At 35.1% G+C, this 24,354-nt stretch carries 19 protein-coding genes; 12 read left to right on the forward strand and 7 right to left on the reverse strand.

Features of this window, described 5'->3' with window-relative positions:
* Positions 1-225: 225 nt before the first annotated feature.
* Positions 226-924 (reverse strand): DUF4294 domain-containing protein, encoded by a 699-nt coding sequence (locus EV197_RS15980; protein WP_130287811.1) that lies wholly within the window; start codon positions 922-924, stop codon positions 226-228.
* Positions 925-1,086: 162 nt separating this feature from the next.
* Between EV197_RS15980 and EV197_RS15985 the strand changes: the two genes are divergently transcribed.
* The 4 genes from EV197_RS15985 to EV197_RS16000 all read left to right on the forward strand — a co-directional run bounded on the left by EV197_RS15985 (position 1,087) and on the right by EV197_RS16000 (position 4,257).
* Positions 1,087-2,175: a M42 family metallopeptidase gene (locus EV197_RS15985; RefSeq protein WP_130287812.1), complete on the forward strand. Its 1,089-nt coding sequence runs from the start codon at positions 1,087-1,089 to the stop codon at positions 2,173-2,175.
* Between the two features lie 19 nt (positions 2,176-2,194).
* Positions 2,195-2,773 carry an NUDIX hydrolase gene (locus EV197_RS15990; protein ID WP_242610758.1) on the forward strand — a complete coding sequence of 193 codons (579 nt, stop codon included), beginning with the start codon at positions 2,195-2,197 and terminating at the stop codon, positions 2,771-2,773.
* A 125-nt stretch (positions 2,774-2,898) separates the two neighbouring features.
* On the forward strand, positions 2,899-3,393 hold the full coding sequence (locus EV197_RS15995) for a Dps family protein (protein WP_130287813.1): 495 nt from the start codon (positions 2,899-2,901) through the stop codon (positions 3,391-3,393).
* Positions 3,394-4,257: an SdiA-regulated domain-containing protein gene (locus tag EV197_RS16000; protein WP_130287814.1), complete on the forward strand. Its 864-nt coding sequence runs from the start codon at positions 3,394-3,396 to the stop codon at positions 4,255-4,257.
* Between the two features lie 5 nt (positions 4,258-4,262).
* On the opposite strand, the gene EV197_RS16005 is transcribed toward EV197_RS16000, so the two are convergent.
* Positions 4,263-7,982: a metallophosphoesterase gene (locus EV197_RS16005; protein WP_130287815.1), complete on the reverse strand. Its 3,720-nt coding sequence runs from the start codon at positions 7,980-7,982 to the stop codon at positions 4,263-4,265.
* 43 nt (positions 7,983-8,025) lie between these two features.
* Between EV197_RS16005 and EV197_RS16010 the strand changes: the two genes are divergently transcribed.
* Positions 8,026-9,207, forward strand: coding sequence for a Pycsar system effector family protein (locus EV197_RS16010; protein ID WP_130287816.1), 1,182 nt, complete (start codon positions 8,026-8,028; stop codon positions 9,205-9,207).
* A 14-nt stretch (positions 9,208-9,221) separates the two neighbouring features.
* On the opposite strand, the gene EV197_RS16015 is transcribed toward EV197_RS16010, so the two are convergent.
* Positions 9,222-11,588, reverse strand: coding sequence for a GAF domain-containing protein (locus EV197_RS16015; protein WP_130287817.1), 2,367 nt, complete (start codon positions 11,586-11,588; stop codon positions 9,222-9,224).
* A 285-nt stretch (positions 11,589-11,873) separates the two neighbouring features.
* On the opposite strand from EV197_RS16015, the gene EV197_RS16020 reads away from it, so the two are divergent.
* Entirely contained in the window at positions 11,874-13,013 is a 1,140-nt protein-coding gene (locus tag EV197_RS16020; protein ID WP_130287818.1) for a TlpA disulfide reductase family protein, read from the forward strand.
* 68 nt (positions 13,014-13,081) lie between these two features.
* Here EV197_RS16020 and EV197_RS16025 read toward each other — a convergent pair whose 3' ends face one another.
* Positions 13,082-13,729, reverse strand: a complete 648-nt coding sequence (locus tag EV197_RS16025) for a rhomboid family intramembrane serine protease (RefSeq protein ID WP_130287819.1) — start codon at positions 13,727-13,729, stop codon at positions 13,082-13,084.
* 138 nt (positions 13,730-13,867) lie between these two features.
* On the opposite strand from EV197_RS16025, the gene EV197_RS16030 reads away from it, so the two are divergent.
* Positions 13,868-14,773: a lysophospholipid acyltransferase family protein gene (locus tag EV197_RS16030; protein ID WP_130287820.1), complete on the forward strand. Its 906-nt coding sequence runs from the start codon at positions 13,868-13,870 to the stop codon at positions 14,771-14,773.
* Positions 14,774-14,851: 78 nt separating this feature from the next.
* Positions 14,852-15,757: a lysophospholipid acyltransferase family protein gene (locus EV197_RS16035; protein WP_130287821.1), complete on the forward strand. Its 906-nt coding sequence runs from the start codon at positions 14,852-14,854 to the stop codon at positions 15,755-15,757.
* Positions 15,758-15,814: 57 nt separating this feature from the next.
* Here EV197_RS16035 and glmM read toward each other — a convergent pair whose 3' ends face one another.
* On the reverse strand, positions 15,815-17,203 hold the full coding sequence (glmM, locus tag EV197_RS16040) for a phosphoglucosamine mutase (protein WP_130287822.1): 1,389 nt from the start codon (positions 17,201-17,203) through the stop codon (positions 15,815-15,817).
* Between the two features lie 125 nt (positions 17,204-17,328).
* Between glmM and EV197_RS16045 the strand changes: the two genes are divergently transcribed.
* Both EV197_RS16045 and ggt read left to right on the forward strand, forming a co-directional pair.
* On the forward strand, positions 17,329-17,913 hold the full coding sequence (locus EV197_RS16045) for an acyl carrier protein phosphodiesterase (protein ID WP_130287823.1): 585 nt from the start codon (positions 17,329-17,331) through the stop codon (positions 17,911-17,913).
* Positions 17,894-19,627, forward strand: coding sequence for a gamma-glutamyltransferase (gene ggt, locus EV197_RS16050; protein WP_130287824.1), 1,734 nt, complete (start codon positions 17,894-17,896; stop codon positions 19,625-19,627). The genes EV197_RS16045 and ggt overlap by 20 nt, the downstream gene beginning before the upstream one ends.
* Positions 19,628-19,698: 71 nt before the next feature.
* On the opposite strand, the gene dnaK is transcribed toward ggt, so the two are convergent.
* Positions 19,699-21,618 (reverse strand): molecular chaperone DnaK, encoded by a 1,920-nt coding sequence (dnaK, locus tag EV197_RS16055; protein WP_130287825.1) that lies wholly within the window; start codon positions 21,616-21,618, stop codon positions 19,699-19,701.
* Positions 21,619-21,839: 221 nt separating this feature from the next.
* Between dnaK and EV197_RS16060 the strand changes: the two genes are divergently transcribed.
* On the forward strand, positions 21,840-23,264 hold the full coding sequence (locus tag EV197_RS16060; RefSeq protein WP_207224224.1) for an L-serine ammonia-lyase: 1,425 nt from the start codon (positions 21,840-21,842) through the stop codon (positions 23,262-23,264).
* Between the two features lie 39 nt (positions 23,265-23,303).
* Here the strand turns inward: EV197_RS16060 and EV197_RS16065 are convergent, their stop codons facing one another.
* On the reverse strand, positions 23,304-23,786 hold the full coding sequence (locus EV197_RS16065; protein ID WP_130287826.1) for a nuclear transport factor 2 family protein: 483 nt from the start codon (positions 23,784-23,786) through the stop codon (positions 23,304-23,306).
* 162 nt (positions 23,787-23,948) lie between these two features.
* Here EV197_RS16065 and EV197_RS16070 point away from each other — a divergent pair, with 162 nt between their 5' ends.
* Positions 23,949-24,329 (forward strand): hypothetical protein, encoded by a 381-nt coding sequence (locus tag EV197_RS16070; RefSeq protein ID WP_130287827.1) that lies wholly within the window; start codon positions 23,949-23,951, stop codon positions 24,327-24,329.
* Positions 24,330-24,354: the final 25 nt, after the last annotated feature.

Here is a 24,354-nt window from a genome sequence, read left to right on the forward strand (position 1 = left end):
CCCCAAAAAAACCAGTAAAACAATAAACCCTATCTCAATGAACCAAACAAAACAACTATCCCGTTTTGCGGGTGCAAACATAACACCCTTTTTTGGATAAACCACAACAAATAAATGTTTTTTTCAATTAAAAAATAAAAAGCGCTGATTTTTAAAAAGATAGAAAACTAAGATACTAATTTTTTTCAAAAAAAGAATGCTACTTTAAAAAAAGTAATAAAATTATTATTGCTTTTCTCTAATTTGTGGTTTAGACCACTTATAGTTTAAATCGTAGTAACTAAAATCTAATGCGGTTTCTTGTTCTTCAAGTATATTAGCCTGAAAACTGCGTTGTAAAATATCTTCGATCCAGTAATCTTCTTCAATATTTACCGGATCATATTCTTCTTTGAGTGAAATACTAAACAAACTTGCTGTACTATTATACCAGAAAGCACGCCAGCCACTGCGGTACTCTTTAATCAACTCGTACATTGTAATTCCAGTTTGGCGATGAATAAGCTTAACCAGTATTTGACCTTCTGTTCTGGTCATTTTTTTTAGCTCTGCTGTAAACTCATCTTCCATATAGCGCTGCAGCATGCGGATGTACCTCCTTTTCTTTCGCTTAGAATCAATCTGTTTTAGTCGATTATTGAGCTCGGTTAGCCGCTCTGAGGCCATCTTAGCATAGGGATATACCTTTCTAGTCTTTCGTCTAAGGATAAGGTACTTTCTCCTTTCTAGTTTATTATCAAATCGTAACCTTTTAAAAATAACAACCTCTTCTAATCCTATAGCATCTATGGGGATAGTGTCTCCTTCTATAATATAATACTGCACATATCGATCAACATCGACAGCGGTAGTATCTTCTTGTTGTGCATTCAACAAAAGGATATTACAACATAATATACCAAACCACCACAATTTTATATTCATGTACTTCTCCTTACGACTGTTGTAAATTTAAACAAATGTATTTCTATTTAAACGATAACAAAAAACTATATTCCAAAACTATTCCAAATTTAATAATTAAGTGTTGCAAAGTATAAAATCAGCCTTAATATTATTATTTTCGCAATAAAACAACCCAAAAAAATGTCAAAAAAAGATATACTTACTAAAAAATCCATTTCATTCTTAGAAAAATATCTGAACAATCCTTCTCCGACAGGTTATGAATGGGAAGGTCAAAAACTATGGATGAATTACCTGAAGCCCTACGTGGATGAGTTTATCACCGATACTTATGGTACTGCTGTTGGGGTTATCAATCCTGAAGCAAAATATAAAGTCGTTATTGAAGGACACGCGGACGAAATTTCTTGGTATGTAAATTATATCACAGATGATGGGTTAATCTATGTGATCCGTAATGGAGGAAGTGATCATCAAATTGCTGCTTCTAAACGCGTAAATATACATACTAGAAAAGGTATCGTACAAGGGGTATTTGGATGGCCGGCTATACACACCAGAGACAAATCCAATGAAACACCTCCTAAACTAGATAATATCTGCATTGATGTTGGCTGTAAGTCGAAAAAGGAAGTTTTAAAACTCGGTGTACATGTAGGCTGTGTGATCACATACCCTGATGAATTTTTTATTTTAAATAAAAACAAATTTGTATCCAGAGCTATAGATAACAGAATTGGTGGGTTTATGATTGCTGAAGTTGCTCGGTTGCTAAAAGAAAATAAAAAAGAATTACCTTTTGGTTTATATATTACAAATTCAGTACAAGAAGAAATCGGTTTGCGAGGTGCGGAGATGATCACCCACACGATTAAACCTAATGTTGCTATTGTTACCGATGTATGCCACGATACCACCACCCCAATGATCGAAAAGAAAACTGAAGGGGAAACTAAAATTGGAGATGGCCCCGTTATTTCATACGCTCCAGCGGTACAGAACAGATTGCGCGAATTGTTGATCGATACTGCTGAAAAAAATAAGATTCCTTTTCAACGTATGGCAGCAAGTAGGATGACTGGAACCGACACCGACGCTTTTGCTTACAGTAATGGCGGAGTTGCCTCTGCACTAATATCATTGCCGCTTCGCTATATGCACACCACTGTAGAGATGGTTCATAAAAATGATGTGGAAAATGTGATTAAATTGATTTACGAAAGTCTTTTAACAATAAAGGAAGGAGAGTCCTTTAGTTATTTTGAATAACATCAACCAACCCTGCTTAATGGCAGGGTTTTTTATACTACTTATGGCAGATGAATTTATTGACATACTAAACAAAGATGGAACGCCAACGCAAACAACAGCCTTAAAGTCTGAAGCACACAAACTGGGTCTCTTTCATAAGAGCGTTCATCTATGGATTGCAACCCCCAAGAAAGAACTGATTATCCAAAAAAGAGCAGCCAATAAAGACACCTTCCCCGATCTCTGGGATGTTTCTGTAGCAGGTCATATTGGAGCCGGTGAAGAAGCACAGCAAGCCCTAATCCGAGAAACTAAAGAAGAGATCGGTATTGTGGTCACCAAAGAGTCACTTCGCTTTATAGGTGTTAGATGTTCTCAAAAGAAACCTACCCTATCTATTATTGATAATGAATACCAATACCTGTATATAGCTTTACTAAATTTAGAAGTCGAGAATTGCAAACTTCAAAGAGAAGAAGTAGCCGAACTGAAAGCTATATCTATCCCTTCTTTTGAACAAAAAATAACTAAAGGAAATCTTACCGAATTTGTACCACACGGAAAGGACTATTACACGTTAATTTTGGCTCATATTAACGCTCTTTTTGGGAGCTAAGTTAAAATTATACTAAACGCAAACTTCTGTTATCGCATCCAAAAAATCTGTTGTAATTTATAACTTTTAAGATACTATATACGTATTTTATAATCGAGTATTGTTTCAAAAAATCAAAATAAAGAATGAACTATTTAAATTTTAATGAGGAGAAAACAACTGAAACCGTAAAACAGTTAAATAACCTCTTAGCAGATTATCATTTATACTATCAAAAATTACGCAATTTTCACTGGAACATCTTAGGGCAAAACTTTTTTGATCTTCACAATCAATTTGAGTTGATGTATGATGATGCAAGAATGAAGATTGATGAGATCGCCGAACGTATCCTAACACTACGATACCAACCGGTGAGTAACTACTCTGAGTATTTGAAAAATTCTAACCTTACAGAATCAAAATCGAACATTACCGATAAGGAAATGGTCACTCAGCTGCTCGAGGATCACGGAAAAATTCTAAAGCAGATGACCAAAGTTGTCCAAGCAGCAGATGAAGCCGGTGATGAAGGTACTATAGACTTAGTGGGCGCATACATAAGAGAGCTTGAAAAAACGAGTTGGATGCTAGATGCCTGGCGAATGAAGACAGGAGATTCCTTAAAGTCTAGCAAATAAATGTTTAAAACGCTGTACTTTTATAGCTTAGCCTTATTATTAAGCATCTCTGTGCAATGCCAAAGCACCGTGGATACTCCACTCCAAAAGATAAATATATTATCTAAACTATTAAAAGAAGCTTCCGGAATTACTTATAATCCTGAAGCTTCTGCTTTGTATGTAATTAATGACTCTGGTAATGATGCAGAAATTTTTCAGCTCGACTTAAAAGGAAATATTATTCAGGTTATTGATTTACCCAGTATTGAAAATGTAGACTGGGAAGATTTAACCTATGACAACAATGGAAATATTTATATAGGAGATTTTGGTAATAATGATAATGACCGCAGGGATCTAGCTATTTATAAAATAAAATTAATCAATACTAAAGCTCAAATACTAAGTAAAATATCCTTTGCCTTAGAGGATCAAAAAGCGTTTCCGCCAAAAAAGAAAAATCGAAATTTTGATATTGAAGCCTTTGTTTACCACAACCATCATTTTTATTTATTTTCTAAAAACAGGTCTTCCAATTTTAATGGTACGAGCAAGGTCTATGAACTACGAGATGATAAACCTCAGCAAAAAGCTAAGCTTATTGCTACTTTAGATATCTGTAAAGACGAAAAGGATTGTTTTGTTACAAGTGCAGCCCTAAATCACAAGGGTAACCAACTAGTGTTATTGACCTACAACAAGATTTTTGTAGCTGATCAATTTAGTGCAGATTTTTCAGCGCTTCAATTAAAGAAAATAAAGTTAGAGCACTACTCCCAGAAAGAGGGTATTTGTTTTATAAACGACTCTACTTTATATATTGTTGCCGAAGGCAGAGGTAATAGTCAAGCTTCGATATATGAATTTAAATTAACTGATTGACATAACTATAAATTAAATCCAAAGCCAAAAGAAAATCTAAAACCATCATCACTATAAAATAAGCCTGCTTGACCTGCAATAGCATCTACTGCATTTATCCAAAAACCACCACCGTAGTTGTCGTGCCAAATTTCTGAATCTTCATTATCAAACCATACACGTCCAATATCATATCCCCCAAAAATCCCGAGCTGTAATGGCAGGAGTCCTGTTTTAAATTTACCAAAACTGTACCTTAAATCATTAGTGAAAGCTAATGCTCTATCTCCTGTAAAGCGCTCCGTTCTGTAACCTCTTAAACCGTTGTTACCCCCCAAGTGAGGTGCTTGATAAAACTCAAAACCATCACCTATGATAACTCCTCCCAGTATTTCATTTTTTAAAACCAGCTTTCTACTTCGTGTTAATGCATTAAAAAATTCGATCTTTGGATTTATATATACAAAAGTATTACTGGTATTTTCAACATTCATTTTTACACCCGTATTTAAAGCAAACCCCATACCTTTGCTGGGGTTCACCAAATTGTCATAACTGCCATAGTTATAGGAGACATCAATAAACGTAAACTTTTTTCGATCAAAAAACTCTGGATCTGAAGTTCCCAAACCAGATGCAGCAGTTATAAATCTATCTGCAGAATTTTCTACCTCAACACTTTCAAAACCTGTTTTCATCTCTACTTCTGCCCCATAATATCCCATTTTTTTTACCCCGATAGCAAATGAGATGATACCCGTTTTTGTTCTATTGTAATCAAAACCTAAATCATCATCTGGATTTTCAGTTGTATTACCAAAACCAAAAAAGTTCTGAGCAAAATTTTCGCTCGTATACAAGCCATTGATCAACAAATTCCAATTTCCAATCATATTCGTAAATTCTCCTTGATACGATAAGTCATACCCATTTGTCGCCAAGTAATAGGCTGCCTTAAGGGTATGCTTGTTATGAAATGGTTCTTTGTAAAATCCGCTTTTGGTATAAGTGTCGGTTACATTTATATTTAATCCGTCGTCGGGATTGAATCCTACTAACGGGGTTATGGTATTGGTGTAGTCGATGTATTTTCCTGGGTCATATAAGTTTTGATTGTAATTATCGGATAGTTGAACATATGCACCGCTTTTTTTCTTAATCGTATTTGGTTTAGTTTTGTGATCATAAACTTTAATTTTTCTACCATTTTCTATGGTATAAACATCATTATTTTGGCCACCAATTATTCTTATTTTAATAGGCTTCCTCCCTTTTCCTTTGACCACAAATTGATCATCATCGTCTAATCCATAAATCCAAATTTCATTGGTTAGCGATGTCTTAATTTCTTTACTAAAAAATTGCTTCTTTACCTCTCCTTTTATAATTCGAGATACCTTAATTTCTGTCATCTTATCCTTTCGAATAATTTCAAAATAGTCATCCTTATCGGTACCGGTGATGACGACATGTCTTGCTAAATAGTCGTGATATTTAGAGGCTATTTTTGTCAGTTGATTTCTTCTTAATTTTAGATTTTTCTTAATTCGCTGCGCTATAGAATCCTGTATTTCTTCAGGAAAATAATTAAATGCCTCATCAATTTTACGATCAGTGAGGTTCGATTTTATATAATTCGCCTCAGCGATCCATTGTGTCTCAGAGGCCTCTGAAACCAAAGCTCGGTCTAATTTAATACCTGATTCATTTATCCAGCGCACATTAGTTAGCTCTTCATCGTACACTTCAAACTTTCTCGTTTGAGGAAGAATTAGTTTTACGAAATTAGTTAAAGCTCCATCGTAGTTACAAAAGGCCTGATCCCTATCTCTGGGTATCGGTCTGTAAACTCTTTTTCCATTGCTATCAAATCTTGCCCATCGCCATTGATCGGTATGTCTGTCCCAGTCACCAATCAGCATATCAAATAACCGAGCTCTGATATAAGCACTTTGATCCATTTGGTACTTTTCATCCTTTCGTAATTTATTAAGCATATCATCGGTGCTTTCGATATCATCTGGTTCACCAAAAGATGGCACATCAATAAACTCTTTACCCGGTCGCTCTTCTAACACATACAGCTCATCTCCATAGGATTCATTATAATTTTCTAATCTAGGGTGTTTTGGAATGTAGTATAATGTGGGGTTCGTATGATATACACCAATAGCCTCTGCCAAAGGACCTACAATAAATGTTGCATACGGATGACTTGCGGTATAGAAATCGGCTAATAATTCTTCTGTAAAAGTATCGTCAAAATTATCATCAAGGTAGGTGTTTACAAAGGCGCCTTTCTGTAAAAATTGAGTTGCGCTTTTGCGTACTGCTCTTAAGCTATATCGCCTTCCTAACGTATCTAACAGTCGTAAAGATCTGGTTTGCTGACCTCCTCCACTCCTATCCACAGTGAGCCCGCCCATCAAAGTGTCTAAAGTAACGACAGGTACTTTTAATTTTGTACCATAAATATACCGATAATGGTCACCCCAGATAAACCGAAATGCTTTAGATCTTATCACCTCTTCTTTTTGATATACAGAAGCTTTTTTAAAAGCCGGGAACTTCTTTGAAAATAAAGTGGTATCCAAGGGTTTAAAACGATCATAAATCGGAGCAGTGTAAAGTGGAGTGACAACCCTTTCTTTTGTTCCATAAAATGAAACCTGAGATCCTCCATTCTTTTGTATATCAACTACAGAAAAACCTATACCGGAATGGGCAAATTTCCCTGTTTTACCAAGTGTTGTAGCAGTTGCTGTAGCTCCTGACCCCGCAATGATTTGATGTAAACCGTTGTCTACTATATACTGTAAGGAATTTTCGTGTGCTGATACAATAATTACTTTTTCTGTATCCCGTACCATAACACTCAAGCGATCCATAAAATCATTATAGCGTTTATTTAAGATATCTTGAGATGAAATACCTCCCTGGGATTTTATTTCGGTAATGAAAGTACCTAAAATTGGTAAGGGTATCTTTTTACCTAACGGAAACAAATGACTTCTTAGACTATATTTACCACCATAGGGACCGTTGGAATATACAGGGTGATGCATCGCTAAAATAATGGTTTTATCTTTATTTTTCTTTAGCTCATTTTGCAGCTCCGTTAAGAACTTATCCCTAGTTTTAATTTCGCATTCATCATTAATAGTTGGGTTTTTGTCCCAGTTGGCGATATACCATTGACTGTCCACTATCAGCAAATGAACGTCATCATCAATATCATAGCTTTTAAGCGGGCAACCATCTTTTGGTAAAAAAGCCTTTTTATCGTCTAAGAATTTTTTGACAAACTTCTCTTCTCTTTTAACCCCTTTTACTCCAGTTTTTCTCCAATCACGATCGCCTGGAATAACTATCATTTTTCCCTTAAACCCTTTTAAGAAATTTAATTGTTGCTTTAATTGATCTTCCTTGGCTGTTCGATTACCTTCATCCTTTGAAGGCATACCACCAGGATATAAATTATCTCCAAGCACAAGTAAATAATCCTTTGTAGTAGCTGTACTATCAAAATAAGCCTGCATTGCGGACAATGTCTTTTGAGCATTATCCCTATCATAGCCCAAATTGCCAACCAGATAAAATTTACTATGTGTTGATTTGTGATTAGAGTTCTTCTCTATAATGGGCTTTTCTTCAGCATATTTTGTGGTATAGGTAGCACAAGCAGTAAACAAAAGAAAAATAAATATTAAAAATATCTTGATATTAACAACCTTCTTATATATCATTAATTTTTTTTAATTACTTTGGAAAAAGAAATTTAGCACTTGTATGTCCGAATTGGTAGAAAAAACTGAAAATTTTGTAGAAGATCTTTTTCAAAATGAACTTCCAAAAACCTGTATTTATCATAACCACGCTCATACAAGAAGGGTGTTTAAAAGTACAAAAGAAATTGCTGATAATGTAAGTATTTCTGATGAAGATAAAGAGCTCTTATTACTCACGGCATTATTACACGACACTGGGTATACGAAAAGCTTTGAAAATCACGAGGAATACAGTGTTAATATTGCGAAAGAGTTTTTAAAAAGTAATCATGTTGCGCCAAATAAAATTCAAGAAGTTTCGCGATTGATTATGGCAACAAAAATGACTCATACCCCGCAAGATCTATTAGAACAGATCATAAGAGATGCTGATGCTTCTCATTTTGCCAAGGAATATTACAATGAAACTAGCGAGTTACTCCGAGAAGAGTTTAAAATACACGGGATCAATGATTTCGATTCATCTGGTTGGTTAAAATCCAATATTGAATTATTCCAAAATCACCACTCCTACTATACTGATTATGCTAAAACAAAATGGAAGCCTAAAAAGGAAGAGAACTTAGCCAAAATGTTACAAGAACAGAAAAGACAAAAAAAGGCAGAAAAAGTAAAAAAGGCGGAATTAAAGAAATTATTAAAGGAAGAAAGCCCTGAAAAAGGAGTTCAAACAGCATTTCGGGTAACACTTCGAAACCACCTTAAATTAAGTGATATTGCAGATACCAAAGCGAACATCCTTTTATCGGTTAATGCAATTATTATTTCGCTAGCTTTATCGAACTTAATCCCTAAGCTAGATAACCCTTCAAACACCTACTTGATATATCCCACACTAATCTTTCTGGTTTTTAGCATCGCCTCTATGATATTATCTGTATTGGCAACTCGGCCAAATGTGACCAGTGGAGAGTTTACACGAAAAGAAATTGAAGAAAAAAAAGTAAATCTCTTATTTTTTGGAAATTTTCATAAGATGCCTTTAGATGAATACCGATGGGCTATGAATGAATTAATGAAGGACAAAGAATACATTTATGATACTATGATTAAGGACTTATACTTTTTGGGCAAAGTATTGCACCGAAAATATAAAATCTTAAGAATAACCTATACGGTATTTATTATTGGAATTACTGTTTCTGTACTTTCCTTTATCATAGCATTTAATACACTTCAATAAAATCCGATTCTTACTTATTGCTCCAATTCTTTCATCAGATCGTCGTAGGTATAGAGCGTTTGGTCATCTTCATTTTTATGGTAAAGTATATTTACTCGTAGTGCTTTAAGCCCTGTGATTCCTTGAAGATCTTCTAACTCTACAATCTCTATCTCTTCTTCTAAATAATTTTTGGATTGCAAAAACTTAATGTATTTAAGGTACTCTCTTTCATCTGAGCTTTGAGAATATACGATAACCATTTTACCTTTTTCAGTAACACGTTCCTGAGTACCTTTGATGAAAGCTTTATCCACTCTCTTTTTTACAACCTCATATCGAGCGTTATAGGTCCCATCCACATCAAAGCGTTTTTCATCCATTCTAAATCGTACAGATAAAGAACTATGAAACACCAATATCATTGAAGCTACATCCAACGCTACCGGAAGCTCTTTTTTCTTCTGATAATACTCATTCTCCATTTCGCACATTACCTGTAACTGCCACAACCTTAGATTTTGAAGATATACTTTATTAAAGCTTTTCTTTTTAGTAATAGATTCACCTATATACAAATTATGTTCAACGCCATCGGATTTAAAGCGCTCAAAATAATGGGGATACATGGCTTGTGCTTCTATTTGTTTTTTATCCAATATACCCGCCAGGTGCTTATTAATAATAGTAACCGAGTCATCAAAGGCTTTTCTATGTTTATAGACTGATTTGATATCCTGATCTAGCATTTCATTATATGCAGAGATATAATTTTTAAGCTCCTTATGCTTTTTTGCCAAATGCTTAAATATCGGGTTTATTTCTTTTTTTATGTACGCTAATATTTTTGACTCACTATTGACCTGTAAGCCTTGGTTGATCAAGGTGTCAATATATTCGTGCACCTGAAACCTAATTTGATCGTATATAGGTAAAGTTTCAATTTCTAAAATTTTGGCAAGTACCTTATCTACGGCTTTAAGCTGTACCATAAGGTCTTTGAGAACGGCTTCATTACGGGTTTGGGAAGAAGACTTTACATCAATCTGACCGTATAAAGGATAAACATCTTCAAAAACAATTTCTCTAAAAGCTAAGGAATTTCCATTATGATTTGCCTTTAAAAAACGTTTTGCTTCTTGCTTGAATTTCCAATAAACGCTAGGATGAATGGAAGTACATTCTTGCTGGATGATTAAATCTAATTGATTATCCATTTTAGCTTTATCCTGCGCCACCTTATCTACCAGATATGGCATTAAATCCTGAAGCTTATTAGCGTTAATACTATTAAGTTCGTATTTGTTTGGGGACACCAATTCTATTATCCCTAAAAATTGACCATTATCTATAATCGGAGCTATAATTGCACTATTTATCCCTTGGTCTAACAAATTTTGATACATCGCTTCATCAGGTGTAGACTTTTGAAATTTCTCTACATCTGAAATGGCAAAATAAGTTCCTTTCTCGAACAGAAAATGATTTGTTCCTTTACACAATGCGTGCTTACAACTATCCGCATCTTTTTCGTTTAAAATATAACTATGAAACTCCTCGGTGGGTACCACTTCAAAAGCTTTATCTTCTTCTATATAGCTTGCATACCCTATTTTGAGCTGCGGGAGGTTGAAAATTGCTCTAAATATTTTCTCGAATTCCTCTATAAAATGTGAATCTCCCTTTTCATATTTCAATAGATTGGTTTTGAACTCTGAAATAGAAAAATCAGCAGTAACGTCAAAGAGATTAGCAATAACAATTCCTTTGAAGGTATAGCTCTTGGGCGGGAACTTCTCTTTCCATAGCTCTATATTGTCAAAATTATCTAATAATTCCGCTACATCGCTATCATTAATATCGGGTGCCTGATCAGTTTTATTTATATCAATAAAATCACCATTATACAAAATACGATAGTGTCTTATAATACCATTGGTGTCTGGAATGTCATAAAAAAATGGTCTTCTAAAATCTATATCATAACCGTAATATCGACTTAATATGATACTACAACCCATGATGTAATAATTATCTTCATCTAGGTTTTTGATATTAGGTTCAAAATCTTCACCTGCAGCTTTAATAATTTTATGATATCGATCTGAAGCTTTCAGCACAAAATTATTAAAAGGTATAGAAGCTATTTTTATTTCATTCTCCTGTAAAATTTGAGCAAAAGAATCTTCTAGAATGAGGTCAATCTGTGGTTTTAAGTGCGCAACTTCTTCCGTTTTAATTCCTTGAACCAATTGAGGATATTGCTCAGCAATAGCCATAATTTTCCTAGACCTTTCTTTTAAAAGTTCATTAGTACTATCTGAATACTTTTTATATTTTTCAAAAAATTTAGAAAAGCTAATCCAGATATCTAGTGGAAAATCTTGTTCGTTTATCATCATAACCCCTTATATAGTCTTAAAGTTAGCAAAAATACCCCAAAAACAAGGGGCTCCAGGTTATATTAACAATTAATTACAATCCTGCCCCCTATTTATTTTAGTGATCTATTATGCATGATCTAACCAAATATCAGACCACTTTACGAAATGAGTCACCTTTTTATAGTAATTGTTACCCAAATGCTTCAATTTATTTTTGCTTTACACGTGTTTAACATTATGAAAAGTTAATTTTTACGCTATTTTATATACATTACTTATTTTAGTCGCTAAAAATAATTTTACATGACACGATTTATTATTACACTATTTACTTTAACCTTATTTGTTAGTTGCCAAAAAGAAAAAAAAGGCTACTTCATAACAGCTGACACCAATGGTTTTGAAGATGGAACAATGGTGTATGTCAATGCAATGAGTCAATCCAACCGTCCATTTGTTATAGATTCAGTAACCATAAATGATGGTAAATTTGAACTAGCACTACCAACCCCTGAAACCAATGATTTTAATTACCTTACTTTCCAAAATACAGGAGGTAACGTACTCTATATAGCAGAAAACAATCCCATTCGCATGGAGATCTTTAAGGACAGTTTACGTTCTTCAGTCGTAAAAGGAGGAGAAGATAATCAAGTATTTTTTGAATACTTAGCAAAATTAAAAGCTTTTGCCAATGAAAAAGTTGCAACCAATAATGAAATTCATATTGCTACCAAATTGAAAGAATTTGATAAGGTCAAACAACTCCGTTTAACTATAAATGACATCAACCAAAAAGAATTAGATTACCGCAAGGAACTTGCAGAAAAATATCCTAATTCTTTAGTTTCAGTTATGGCACTAACTGATCTTATCCGACTAAATGCTATCAAAGCAAACGAAGCACAACAACTATATACATCCATCAGTGCTCCACTAAAAAACACTCGATTAGGCAAACAATTAGATCGCTTAGTAACCAATGCTATCACTTTGTCTAAGCAAAAGAAAATTGACGTAGGTGATAAAGCCGAAGATTTTAGCGCACCAACCCCAACAGGAAATGAATTGTCGCTTACTGAAGCTATGGGTAAAGTAACTATCATCGATTTTTGGGCTTCTTGGTGCAAGCCTTGTCGCATGGAGAATCCTAACGTAGTGAATGTTTACAATAAATACCACGACAAAGGATTAAATATTATTGGAGTATCTTTAGATAAAAAGAAAGAGTCTTGGATCAAAGCAATCCAAGATGATAACCTTCAATGGAACCACGTATCAAACCTACAGTTTTGGCAAGAACCTATAGCAAAAGCATATGGTGTGCGTTCCATCCCTGCGACATTTATTGTTAATGAAGAGGGTAAAGTAATTGCCAAAAACTTAAGAGGTCCTGCCCTAGAAGAGAAGATTGCTGAATTACTAGGGGCAGATATGATGTAACAAAAATTTACAATGATATATAAAAGATCGGCCTTAGCCGATCTTTTTTTTATGAGGTAAAACGTATTTTACAACTTTCCGATGCGTTGTAAAACAAATAAAATAATGATAGGAATTGCCAATAAACCTACCATAAGTGTATTTTGTTCAAATAATGCGGGCGCAAAAAGTAAGGTAACTAAATACCCTCCTACGGCTCCACCAAAATGCGCATCGTGACCAATATTACCAACCCTACTTCGCATTCCATATATAGAATATAATAAATATAAAATACCAAAAATATAGGCTGGTATAGGAATTGGTAAAATCAGTAAAGCAAGCTTCATTTGAGGTTGAAATAAAATAGCGGAAAACAATACTCCTGATACCGCTCCACTTGCTCCTACCGCGCTATAATGATACTCATCTTTATGAAAATACAGGGAAAATAAATTTCCGATCAGCAAGCTTGCAAAATAAATAACTAAGAATTTTAAGGAGCCTGTATAGGTCACCACCACTGGAGCAAAAAAATAAAGCGTAAACATATTGAAAAACAAATGCATAAAATCTACGTGTAGAAATCCAGAAGTTACCATCCTTAGCTGTTCTCCTCTTCGAATACCACCAACATTAAACTTATAGCGTTCAAAGAAACCAAAATCGTTAAATCCTTTTAACGAAACCAAAACATTAGCTCCGATGATAAAAAGTACTACTAAATTGATATTCATACCGTCATTTTTGCCCAAATATACTATATATTTTAAGCTCATTAAACCGTTTTACAACTCACTTTATATCATTATTATATTAAGGTCATAACTACTGGATCAAAAAACCTATCTTTGACAGCTTAAATCAAAAATTTAATGCAACTAGCAGTATACTGTTTGGTCTATCCTTTTTTATGGATAATCTCTAAACTTCCCTGGCGTATCTTCTATACCTTATCCACTGGTGTTTATATAATTACCTATTACCTTATTGGGTACCGTAAAAAAACGGTAACTACTAATTTAAAATTAGCCTTTCCCAACAAGACTGATAGAGAGCTAAAAAAAATTCGCAAAGCTGCTTACAAGCATATGTGCGATATGTTTTTAGAAATGATACGATCATTATCCATAAGTAAAAATGAAATGATCAATCGGTTTCGTGTTACCAACATAGAAAAGATACAGGAACTCGAAGCAAAAGGCGACAGTATTATAGTAATGATGGGACATTACAATAGTTATGAGTGGACTAATGCTATTGACTTAATAAGTGATTTTAAATGTGTAGGTATTTACAAACCCATTAAGAATAAGTATTTTGATAGGTTAGCTCACAGGATCAGAGGTAGATTTGATGCTCGATTGATACCTAGCGCTAAAGTTTTTAGAGAGATGACTAAAGACCAAAGAAAAGAAAATCCTGAGCTTAGTTTATACGGCCTGATTTCAGACCAATCTCCTAAACTCAATCACGGTATGTTTTGGACTAGCTTTATGGGGATTACTGTTCCTACTTTTATGGGTGGAGAAGTACTTTCAAAACGATTGGGCCTCAGTATATTTTATCTCCATGTACAAAAAGTGAAACGGGGTTATTATGAGGCTACTTTGATCCCTATTTCTGAAGACCCAAAATCTGAAGAGGATTACACGATTACAAAAACATTTACAAAACTTCTTGAAACACAAATAAAACAAAAACCTGAAAATTACCTATGGACACATAAACGATGGAAACATCGCAATGCTGAGCCACCTAAAAATGCAGTTATAGCATAATATCACACTATAATTTATCCCTTTTCTAGTTTTATGAGACAACGAATAATTTTATATTTGAAGGCTTAATTTAAAACAATGCAATTAGTACTATATCGATTGGTGTATCCAGTATTATGGATAATATCTAAACTCCCCTGGAAGCTGTTTTATGGGTTCTCTACCTTTGTATTCTTTTGGGTATATCATGTATTTGGTTACCGTAAAAAAACGGTTACTGAAAATTTAAGACTTGTTTTTCCCGAGAAAACAGACGCTGAGATAAAACGTATCCGTAAAAAGTTTTACCAACATATGTGTGATATGTTTTTAGAGATGATTAAATCTATGGATATCTCTAATGAAGAAATGAAAAACCGGTTTAAGGTAAAAAACATAGAGTTACTTCACGAACTGGAGCAAAAAAATGAAAATATCATTATCCTTATGGCACATTACGGTAGTTATGAATGGTCAAATGTAGTCGACATTCAAACCAATTTTCAGGCTGTAGGCATTTATAAAAAAATAGGAAATGAATATTTTGATCGCCTAGTCAGACGCATACGTGCTCGCTTTGGTTCCCGTGTGGTTACTACAAAAAATGCCACGAAGGAGATAACCCTTGACCAGCAAAAAGATGGGCTATACATGTATGGGCTCGTATCTGATCAAACACCAAAACTACATAAAGCTAAATACTGGACTGATTTTATGGGTATCAAAGTACCTACTTTTGTTGGTGGGGTGGTTTTAGCAAAACGTTTAGATCTTAATGTATATTACCTAAAAGTGGAAAAGGTGAAAAGAGGATTTTATGAAGCTACCTTTGTGCCGCTTTGCGAAAACCCAGCAGCCCGAGAAGAAGGTGATTTTTCGATAACAAAGCAATACCTTCGCATTTTAGAAAGCCAGATTACTGCCAATCCTGAATATTATTTATGGACACATAAACGCTGGAAACATCGTAATGCCAACATTCCTCAAGATGCCACAGTAGATTAAAAAACCAGCCCAAAAGATTGAACTGGCTTATTATCATTACATACCGAATTTAAAAACTTATATTCCAGCAATTTCCTTGAGGGTCGCTATCGTTTGTTCCGCTAGTTGATCGGCTTCATTCTGACTTTTTGCCTCAGTGTATATCCTAATAATAGGTTCCGTATTACTTTTTCTAAGATGTACCCACGATGCTTCAAAATCTACTTTTACACCATCAATTATATTGACCTCTTCATTTTTATGTTTGTTATGAAAACCTTCCAATATTTGATCCACATCCAAATCTGGTGTAAGCTGAATTTTATTTTTGCTCATATAATAAGATGGATAAGTCGCTCTCAACTCACTTACCTTCATGTTTTTCTCTGCTAAATGGGTCAAAAATAATGCTATTCCTACTAAGGAATCTCTTCCATAATGCAATTGAGGATAAATGATTCCCCCATTACCCTCCCCTCCAATAATTGCATCGGTTTCTTTCATCTTTTCAACTACATTAACTTCGCCAACGGCACTCGCCTGATAACTCCCCTTATGATGGTTTGTGACATCACGCAGCGCTCTGCTCGAAGAAAGGTTAGAAACCGTATTCCCTCCTTTTTTTGATAAAACATAATCCGCACAAGCCACCAAGGTATATTCTTCTCCAAACATTTCCCCATCTTCAGAGATAAACGCTAATCGATCCACATCCGGATCAACAGTTATTCCCAAATCCGCTTTTTCCTGAACTACCAGGGCTGATAAATCTGTTAAGTGTTCTTTCAAAGGCTCAGGATTATGCGGAAAATGTCCATTAGGTTCACAATACAATTCTACAACTTCAACCCCTAAAGCCCTAAGTAATGCTGGTACCGCAATACCGCCTGTAGAATTTACTGCATCTACCACTACTTTAAATTTAGCCTGTTGTATAATATCTTTATCCACCAAAGGAAGCTTTAATACTTCGGCAATATGGATATCAATATAGCCATCATTACGAAAGATTGCTCCAAGATCATCTACTTCTGAAAATGTATATTCATCTCTTTCTGCGATATCTAGTATCTTTTTACCATCTTCAGCATTTAAAAATTCTCCTTTATTATTGAGCAATTTTAGCGCATTCCATTGTTTAGGATTATGACTTGCTGTGAGAATGATTCCTCCATCTGCATGTTCTAAAGGTACTGCTACCTCTACGGTCGGTGTGGTCGATAAACCTAAGTCTATCACCTTAATACCTAAACCGACCAAACTATTCATCACCAACTCCTGAACCATTTTTCCTGAGATTCGAGCATCTCTACCTACCACTACAATAGGTTTTTCCTTTTTTGATTCTTTTTTTAACCAACTCCCATAGGCAGATGCAAATTTAACCGCGTCCACTGGGGTAAGATTCTCTCCTACTTTACCGCCTATGGTCCCTCTTATTCCTGAAATTGATTTTATTAAGGTCATTTATTATCGATTAAGTGTATAAATAAAACACAAAGTTACAAGTCTACACCAAGACAGACAGCATATAAGTTCAAAAGTTTCCTTAAAACCAATACTAACTTTTGTAAAAGTTGTAAATTGCCTCAATGAATTTCTTAGCCCATATCTATTTATCTGGTGATGATGATCACTTAAAAATAGGAAATTTTATCGCTGATTCTGTAAAAGGAAAAAAATACGAGACTTACCCAAAAAACATCCAAAAAGGCATTCTATTACATCGAAAAATCGATCGATTCACTGACACTCATTTTATTGTTAGAGAGAGTGTAGCGAGGCTATTTCCGAAATATGGACATTACAGCAGGGTAATAATTGATATTATCTACGACCATTTTTTAGCGGCGGATTGGAACAACTATAGTTCTGTTCCATTAGAACAATATGTAGCTGAATTTTACACCTTGTTGCAAGATAATTATTCCGTACTACCTAAGCGTATACAAAATTTTCTACCATATATGATCGCGGATAATTGGTTATTGAGCTATGCCACGATCCCTGGTATTGGTAAGATCCTTTACCAAATGAATCAGAGAACTAAAAATCGTTCTAAGATGAATTTGGCGGTTAACGAACTAGAAACTTATTACTCCGATTTTAATAACGAATTCGTATCTTTTTTTAAAGAATTACAAACGTACACACAACATGAAATTAAAAAACTCTAATCCATCTTTTAATTTTTATTCCTTCAGCATACTTATTTCTTTATTGCTATTTTTTTCCTGTAAAGAAAAAACCAACAGTTCGGAAGCTCCCCACCCTATCAGAGGGCTAATTACAGAAAAAGCTATGGTTGTTTCTGCCAGAAAAGAAGCCTCTGAGATTGGTACAGCCATATTAAAACAAGGAGGAAACGCTTTTGACGCTATGGTTGCGACAGAAATGGCTTTAGCAGTAACCTACCCCTATGCGGGTAATTTAGGTGGTGGTGGTTTTATGGTATACCGCCTATCGGATGGAGAACTAGGAGCACTTGACTATCGAGAAAAAGCGCCATTAGCTGCCTCAAAGAATATGTTCTTAGACGAAGAAGGAAATCCTATTCCCGAAAAAAGTCAAGTAGGCCCCTTAGCTGTGGGAGTCCCTGGCTCCATTGCCGGGATTTTTGAAGCTCATAAAAAATTTGGAACCCTTCCCATTACAGAATTATTAAAACCTGTAATAGCCTTAGCTAATAAAGGTTATGTAGTTACTAAAAAACAAGAAAAAAGACTTCAACGTTTTACGGATATTTTTATTGAAACGAATCAAGATACTATTCTTTATGCAAAATCGTATCAACAAGGTGACACTATTAAAAATAAAGCACTTGCAAATACCTTACAGCGAATAGCAGATCACGGCAGAGATGAATTTTATAAAGGAGCTACAGCTGATTCTTTGGTAGCATTTATACAGCGTCATAATGGCATTATTACTAAAGAAGATTTAGCGAAATATGAAGCAAAATGGAGAAAACCTGTAGTTTTTGACTACAAAGGACTTAAAGTGATCTCTATGTCCCCCCCTTCGAGTGGTGGCGTTTGCCTGGCACAAATTATGAAAATGATAGAACCTTACGAATTGTCAGCCTTTGGTCACAACAATTTAAAAACGATACAAGTGATCACCGAAGCAGAGCGAAGAGCCTATGCGGATAGAGGTTATTATTTGGGAGATCCTGATTTTGTACAAATACCGATCGATACGCTGATCAGTGAAGACTACCTTGATGAGCGAATGGATGGTTTTACTTTTCAAAAAGCGACAAAATCATCGGATTTAAATTATGGAAGTGTTCCGGGCTACGAAAGTTCTGAAACTACACACTATTCTATTGTAGATCAGTTTGGGAATGCCATATCTGTTACCACAACACTTAATGGAGCTTATGGTTCTAAACTTTATGTTGATTCCTTAGGATTTTTTCTTAATAATGAAATGGATGATTTTAGTGTAAAACCAGGAACTCCAAATATGTTTGGTTTAATTGGAGCTGAAGCCAATGCTATTGCTCCAGAAAAACGAATGCTTAGCTCAATGACACCAACGATTGTAGAAAAAGATGGTAAATTATGGATGTCGGTAGGTACACCTGGTGGATCTACAATCATCACTTCTGTATTACAAACCATTCTTAATGTATATGAATTTGATATGACCATGCAAGAAGCAGTCAACGCCCCAAGATTCCATCATCAATGGCTGCCCGATGAGATTGTTTTTGAACCCAATAGTTTTAGCCCTAAACTATTAGATAGTTTACGAAGTAAAGGCTACACCACGGATGAAAAAGAATCAACCGTCATAGGTAAAGTGGATGCTATACTGGTGTTGCCTGATGGTACCTTAGAAGGTGGTGCTGATCGACGGGGTGATGATACTGCTGTTGGATTTTAATAGGGTCAATTAAAAAATAGGAAAGGACGGCAAAAGCCGTCCTTTCCTATTTTTATATTAGTAACGTTAAATTACTTTACTTCTTCGAAGTCTACGTCTTCAACATCACTTGCTGAGGAGTCATCACTACTACCACCCTGTGGCTGTCCGTTACCGGCATCAGGTCCTGGTTGTCCTCCTTGTGCCTCTGCCTGAGCTTTATACATCTCTTCGCTAGCAGCTTTCCAAGCTTCATTTATCTTATCAAGTGCTGGCTGGATCTGATCAATTTCCTTGGTTTCATATGCTTTCTTAAGCTCCTCTAAAGCATCTTCGATTGGTTTTTTCTTATCATCAGATAATTTTTCACCAAATTCTTTCAATTGCTTTTCGGTTTGGAAAATCATTCCATCAGCCTCATTCAGCTTATCCGCTTTTTCTTTGGCTTGTTTGTCAGCTTCTGCATTGGCTTCAGCTTCTTTCTTCATTTTTTCGATCTCCTCTTCAGTAAGACCTGATGAAGCTTCAATTCTGATGTCTTGAGACTTACCAGTAGCCTTATCCGTTGCAGAAACCTTAATGATACCATTAGCATCAATATCAAAAGTTACCTCAATTTGTGGTACTCCACGCTGTGCTGGTGGTATTCCATCTAAATGGAATCTACCAATGGTTTTATTATCCGCCGCCATAGGACGCTCTCCTTGTAGTACGTGTATCTCCACAGAAGGCTGATTATCCGCAGCAGTAGAGAATACCTGAGACTTCTTCGTTGGGATCGTAGTATTAGCTTCAATTAGCTTAGTCATTACGTTACCCATAGTTTCAATACCAAGAGATAGTGGAGTTACATCTAATAGTAATACATCCTTAACATCTCCCGTTAATACTCCACCTTGAATTGCAGCACCAATAGCTACCACCTCATCTGGATTTACTCCTTTACTTGGCGCTTTTCCAAAATATTCTTTCACTGCATTTTGTACTGCTGGAATACGTGTAGATCCACCTACCAAGATAATCTCATCGATATCACTTGTTGATAATCCAGCACTTTTCAATGCGCTCTTACAAGGCTCAATAGTTTTCTTTACTAAATCGTCAATTAATTGATCAAATTTTGACCTAGTCAATGTTCTCACTAAGTGTTTTGGTCCACTAGGTGTAGCAGTAACATAAGGTAAATTGATCTCTGTCTGAGCTGAAGATGATAATTCTATCTTCGCCTTTTCAGCAGCTTCCTTCAAACGCTGAAGAGCCATAGGATCCTTACGCAGGTCCATATCCTCATCTGCTTTAAACTCTTCTGCTAACCAATCAATTATCTTTTGGTCTACATCATCACCACCTAAGTGAGTATCTCCATCCGTAGATAGTACTTCAAATACACCGTCCCCTAATTCAAGGATAGACACATCGTGTGTACCACCACCAAAGTCAAAAACAACAATTTTTTGATCCGTACCTTTTTTATCTAATCCATAAGCTAGTGCCGCAGCAGTAGGCTCATTTATTATTCTTTCTACTTTAAGACCTGCAATCTCTCCCGCTTCTTTGGTTGCCTGACGCTGAGAATCATTAAAATACGCAGGCACTGTAATTACCGCTCTCGATACATCCTGTCCTAAATAATCCTCTGCTGTTTTCTTCATTTTTTGAAGAATCATAGCAGACAATTCTTGAGGCGTGTATAAACGACCATCTACATCTACTCTTGGAGTATCATTATCTCCTTTAACCACATTGTAAGCAGCTCGCTCCGCTTCCTTTGCAGATTCAGAAAATTTATTACCCATAAAACGCTTGATCGAAGATATCGTTTTGGTTGGGTTAGTTACCGCCTGACGCTTTGCAGGGTCTCCAACTTTTATTTCGCCTCCTTCAACAAATGCGATTACAGAAGGCGTAGTTCTTTTTCCTTCAGCATTAGGAATTACCACTGGTTCGTTACCTTCCATAACAGAAACACATGAGTTGGTTGTTCCTAAGTCTATTCCTATTATTTTACTCATAGTATTTTTATTATAATTTTTAAGTGTTGTTCAAAATAATTTCACTTTCCTAAGGTCAATCATTATGCCAGTCAAATTTATATGACAGGATGTCATTATTTTAAAATTTAAATACTACTACAAATGCCAACAAAATATCTCACTAAGAATATTGCAAAAAAACACTTCAAATTTTATCAAAAACCTATATTTGACGCATAATTCTAAGAGTTGATTTCGATATGGAATGTATCAGTATTTTTGACATGTTAAAGATTGGAGTAGGCCCTTCAAGTTCACACACATTAGGCCCTTGGAGAGCTGCCAGACGATGGATCGCTGAATTAAAGCAGAAAGGCAATTTTAATGAAGTCACTGCAATTAAAGTAGATTTATATGGGTCGCTTTCATTGACTGGTGTTGGCCATGCGACTGACACTGCAGTACTTATGGGACTTTGCGGTTTTGATCCTCAAACCGTCGAAATTGCACGTATTCCTGAAGAGGTAAAAAATATTACTGAAACTAAAATACTAAACCTTAATCAAGAGAAGGCCATTTCATTTGACCCAAAAGTTGAGATTGTTTTCAATAAAAAATTCAAACCATTTCATCCTAATGCCATAACGTTTAGAGCCGTCTTAGCGAATGGTAAAAAAAGTTTTTCTTCCTTCTATTCCATTGGTGGTGGATTTGTTGTAAAAGAAGAGCGAAAGAGAAAGCAAAAAAAGATTGCTGAGTTTCAGCAATTTCCTTTTCCAGTTCAAAAAGCAACTGATTTACTGGCGTATTGTAATACACATCAAAAAAAGGTCTCTGATATTGTATTACAAAATGAATTGTCCCTGAGAACTCTACCAGAAATTGATGAAAGAATACAAGAAATATGGAATGTCATGCTTGACTCTATGTATACAGGGTGTCATACAGAAGGGGTGCTTCCTGGTGGATTAAATGTAAGACGCAGAGCCTTTGACTCTCATAAAAAATTAATTAAAGACCATCAATACGATAATCCAGAGCAATGGATTGAAGCCATTCGCAATACAGAAGTGAAATTTAGAGAAATCCTAAAATGGGTGTCTTGTTTTGCATTAGCGGTGAATGAAGTGAATGCCTCTTTAGGAAGAGTGGTTACTGCTCCTACGAATGGCAGTGCTGGTGTGATCCCTGCCGTAATGATGTATTATATGGTCATTGAAAATCACGATGCTAATTTTGAAGATATCAAACAATTTATGCTAGTGGCCGGAGAAATTGGCAGTCTTTTCAAAAAAGGAGCAACGATCTCGGCCGCGATGGGTGGATGCCAGGCTGAGATCGGCGTATCTTCTGCGATGGCCGCAGGAGCTCTCACCGAACTTATGGGGGGTACACCTGAGCAAGTAATGATGGCCAGCGAAATAGCTATGGAACATCATCTAGGTCTTACTTGTGATCCTATAGCTGGACTGGTACAAATTCCTTGTATTGAGCGAAATGCTATGGGTGCCATAAAAGCTATCAATGCTTGTGAAATGGCACTAGATGGAGATGCTACATTAGCTAAAGTTCCGCTAGACAAAGTCATCGAAACCATGTGGGAAACGGCAAAAGATATGAACACCAAGTATAAAGAAACGAGTGAAGGTGGGCTTGCGGTTAAGGTCAGTTTAAGTGATTGCTAGTTTGCATATAAAACTAAAAACTCAAATAACTTAACATCGCTAACCTTTATTGCATCCTTCTTTTTTACGAGTATCTGCTATCGCTATTATTCGCCAATTAGTTCCGTCATTAAATAATTGAAACACATTTACCCCACAATGGCTAAAATTATCATTGACCGAAAATTCGTAAGGTGTCCAAGCAGTAGCAATTATTGAATCTGCATTAATAGTAAAGGAGAGTAATTTTTCATTCCAGTGCTGACCTTCCGGTTTGGCACCTATTGAATTTAAGAATCCTTGAAAAGGTGTTTTAAATACTTTTCTTCCTCCATTTTTGTCCGAATAAATAGTTTGAAGCACTAAATTTTCTCCAATAACCTCTTTAATAGCAACAGTGTCACCTTTATGAAAAGCATTAAAGAATGACAAAATAGTTTGTTTTACCTCATCTTGATATGAGTTTAAATCACTTACCGATAAATCTTCCTGTGCGTGAACATCAAGAAACAATAGTAAACTAAGCAAAAATAGAAATCTCATGAAATTTTTTAAATTTATTGAATATAAGTCTTATGTTTATATTTTTAATACTAGTTCAATAGTAATCTTCCCAAAATATTAAAAAGTTTTGAACTATAAACTGAAAAGTTTTAAAATATTTAAATGTGCTAAACATCATAGTTAATTAGTAAATAAAAGATAATGGGTAGATTTTATCATTATAAACTGGACTATTGCGAAATTTTTGTTTTAGAAAATGTACTCGTAAAACAAATAGAAGAAGGTGAAATAATTTCCGCTGACCACGTTGATGAATTGATACGTATAATCGACAAGCATTTTAAAGATAAGCCCGTTGTATATTTATCCAATAGAACTTTTTCGTATAGTGTAGATCCTTTAGTATATAAGGAAGCATCAAAAATCAAGCAACTTATTGGTATAGGTATTATCGTTAGTGAAGAACAGAACGTCAACACTGCCCATTTTGAGGGTAAATTTTATGATAGAGACTTTAATGTCTTTAGAAATTTTGATGATGCTATGATCTGGTCCAATTCCTTGCTCCAAAAAAATAGATAAACCAATCGAAGATCTCTGAGATGGG

The sequence above is a fragment of the Aquimarina brevivitae genome (genome assembly GCF_004216895.1).
GTDB lineage: Bacteria > Bacteroidota > Bacteroidia > Flavobacteriales > Flavobacteriaceae > Aquimarina > Aquimarina brevivitae.

Excerpts from the sequence above, each read along its gene's own strand:
- EV197_RS15980 (WP_130287811.1), bottom strand. The coding sequence starts at position 924 with ATGAATATAAAATTGTGGTGGTTTGGTATATTATGTTGTAATATCCTT.
- EV197_RS15985 (WP_130287812.1), top strand. The coding sequence starts at position 1,087 with ATGTCAAAAAAAGATATACTTACTAAAAAATCCATTTCATTCTTAGAA.
- EV197_RS15990 (WP_242610758.1), top strand. The coding sequence starts at position 2,195 with ATGGCAGGGTTTTTTATACTACTTATGGCAGATGAATTTATTGACATA.
- EV197_RS15995 (WP_130287813.1), top strand. The coding sequence starts at position 2,899 with ATGAACTATTTAAATTTTAATGAGGAGAAAACAACTGAAACCGTAAAA.
- EV197_RS16000 (WP_130287814.1), top strand. The coding sequence starts at position 3,394 with ATGTTTAAAACGCTGTACTTTTATAGCTTAGCCTTATTATTAAGCATC.
- EV197_RS16005 (WP_130287815.1), bottom strand. The coding sequence starts at position 7,982 with ATGATATATAAGAAGGTTGTTAATATCAAGATATTTTTAATATTTATT.
- EV197_RS16010 (WP_130287816.1), top strand. The coding sequence starts at position 8,026 with ATGTCCGAATTGGTAGAAAAAACTGAAAATTTTGTAGAAGATCTTTTT.
- EV197_RS16015 (WP_130287817.1), bottom strand. The coding sequence starts at position 11,588 with ATGATGATAAACGAACAAGATTTTCCACTAGATATCTGGATTAGCTTT.
- EV197_RS16020 (WP_130287818.1), top strand. The coding sequence starts at position 11,874 with ATGACACGATTTATTATTACACTATTTACTTTAACCTTATTTGTTAGT.
- EV197_RS16025 (WP_130287819.1), bottom strand. The coding sequence starts at position 13,729 with ATGAATATCAATTTAGTAGTACTTTTTATCATCGGAGCTAATGTTTTG.
- EV197_RS16030 (WP_130287820.1), top strand. The coding sequence starts at position 13,868 with ATGCAACTAGCAGTATACTGTTTGGTCTATCCTTTTTTATGGATAATC.
- EV197_RS16035 (WP_130287821.1), top strand. The coding sequence starts at position 14,852 with ATGCAATTAGTACTATATCGATTGGTGTATCCAGTATTATGGATAATA.
- glmM (WP_130287822.1), bottom strand. The coding sequence starts at position 17,203 with ATGACCTTAATAAAATCAATTTCAGGAATAAGAGGGACCATAGGCGGT.
- EV197_RS16045 (WP_130287823.1), top strand. The coding sequence starts at position 17,329 with ATGAATTTCTTAGCCCATATCTATTTATCTGGTGATGATGATCACTTA.
- ggt (WP_130287824.1), top strand. The coding sequence starts at position 17,894 with ATGAAATTAAAAAACTCTAATCCATCTTTTAATTTTTATTCCTTCAGC.
- dnaK (WP_130287825.1), bottom strand. The coding sequence starts at position 21,618 with ATGAGTAAAATAATAGGAATAGACTTAGGAACAACCAACTCATGTGTT.
- EV197_RS16060 (WP_207224224.1), top strand. The coding sequence starts at position 21,840 with ATGGAATGTATCAGTATTTTTGACATGTTAAAGATTGGAGTAGGCCCT.
- EV197_RS16065 (WP_130287826.1), bottom strand. The coding sequence starts at position 23,786 with ATGAGATTTCTATTTTTGCTTAGTTTACTATTGTTTCTTGATGTTCAC.
- EV197_RS16070 (WP_130287827.1), top strand. The coding sequence starts at position 23,949 with ATGGGTAGATTTTATCATTATAAACTGGACTATTGCGAAATTTTTGTT.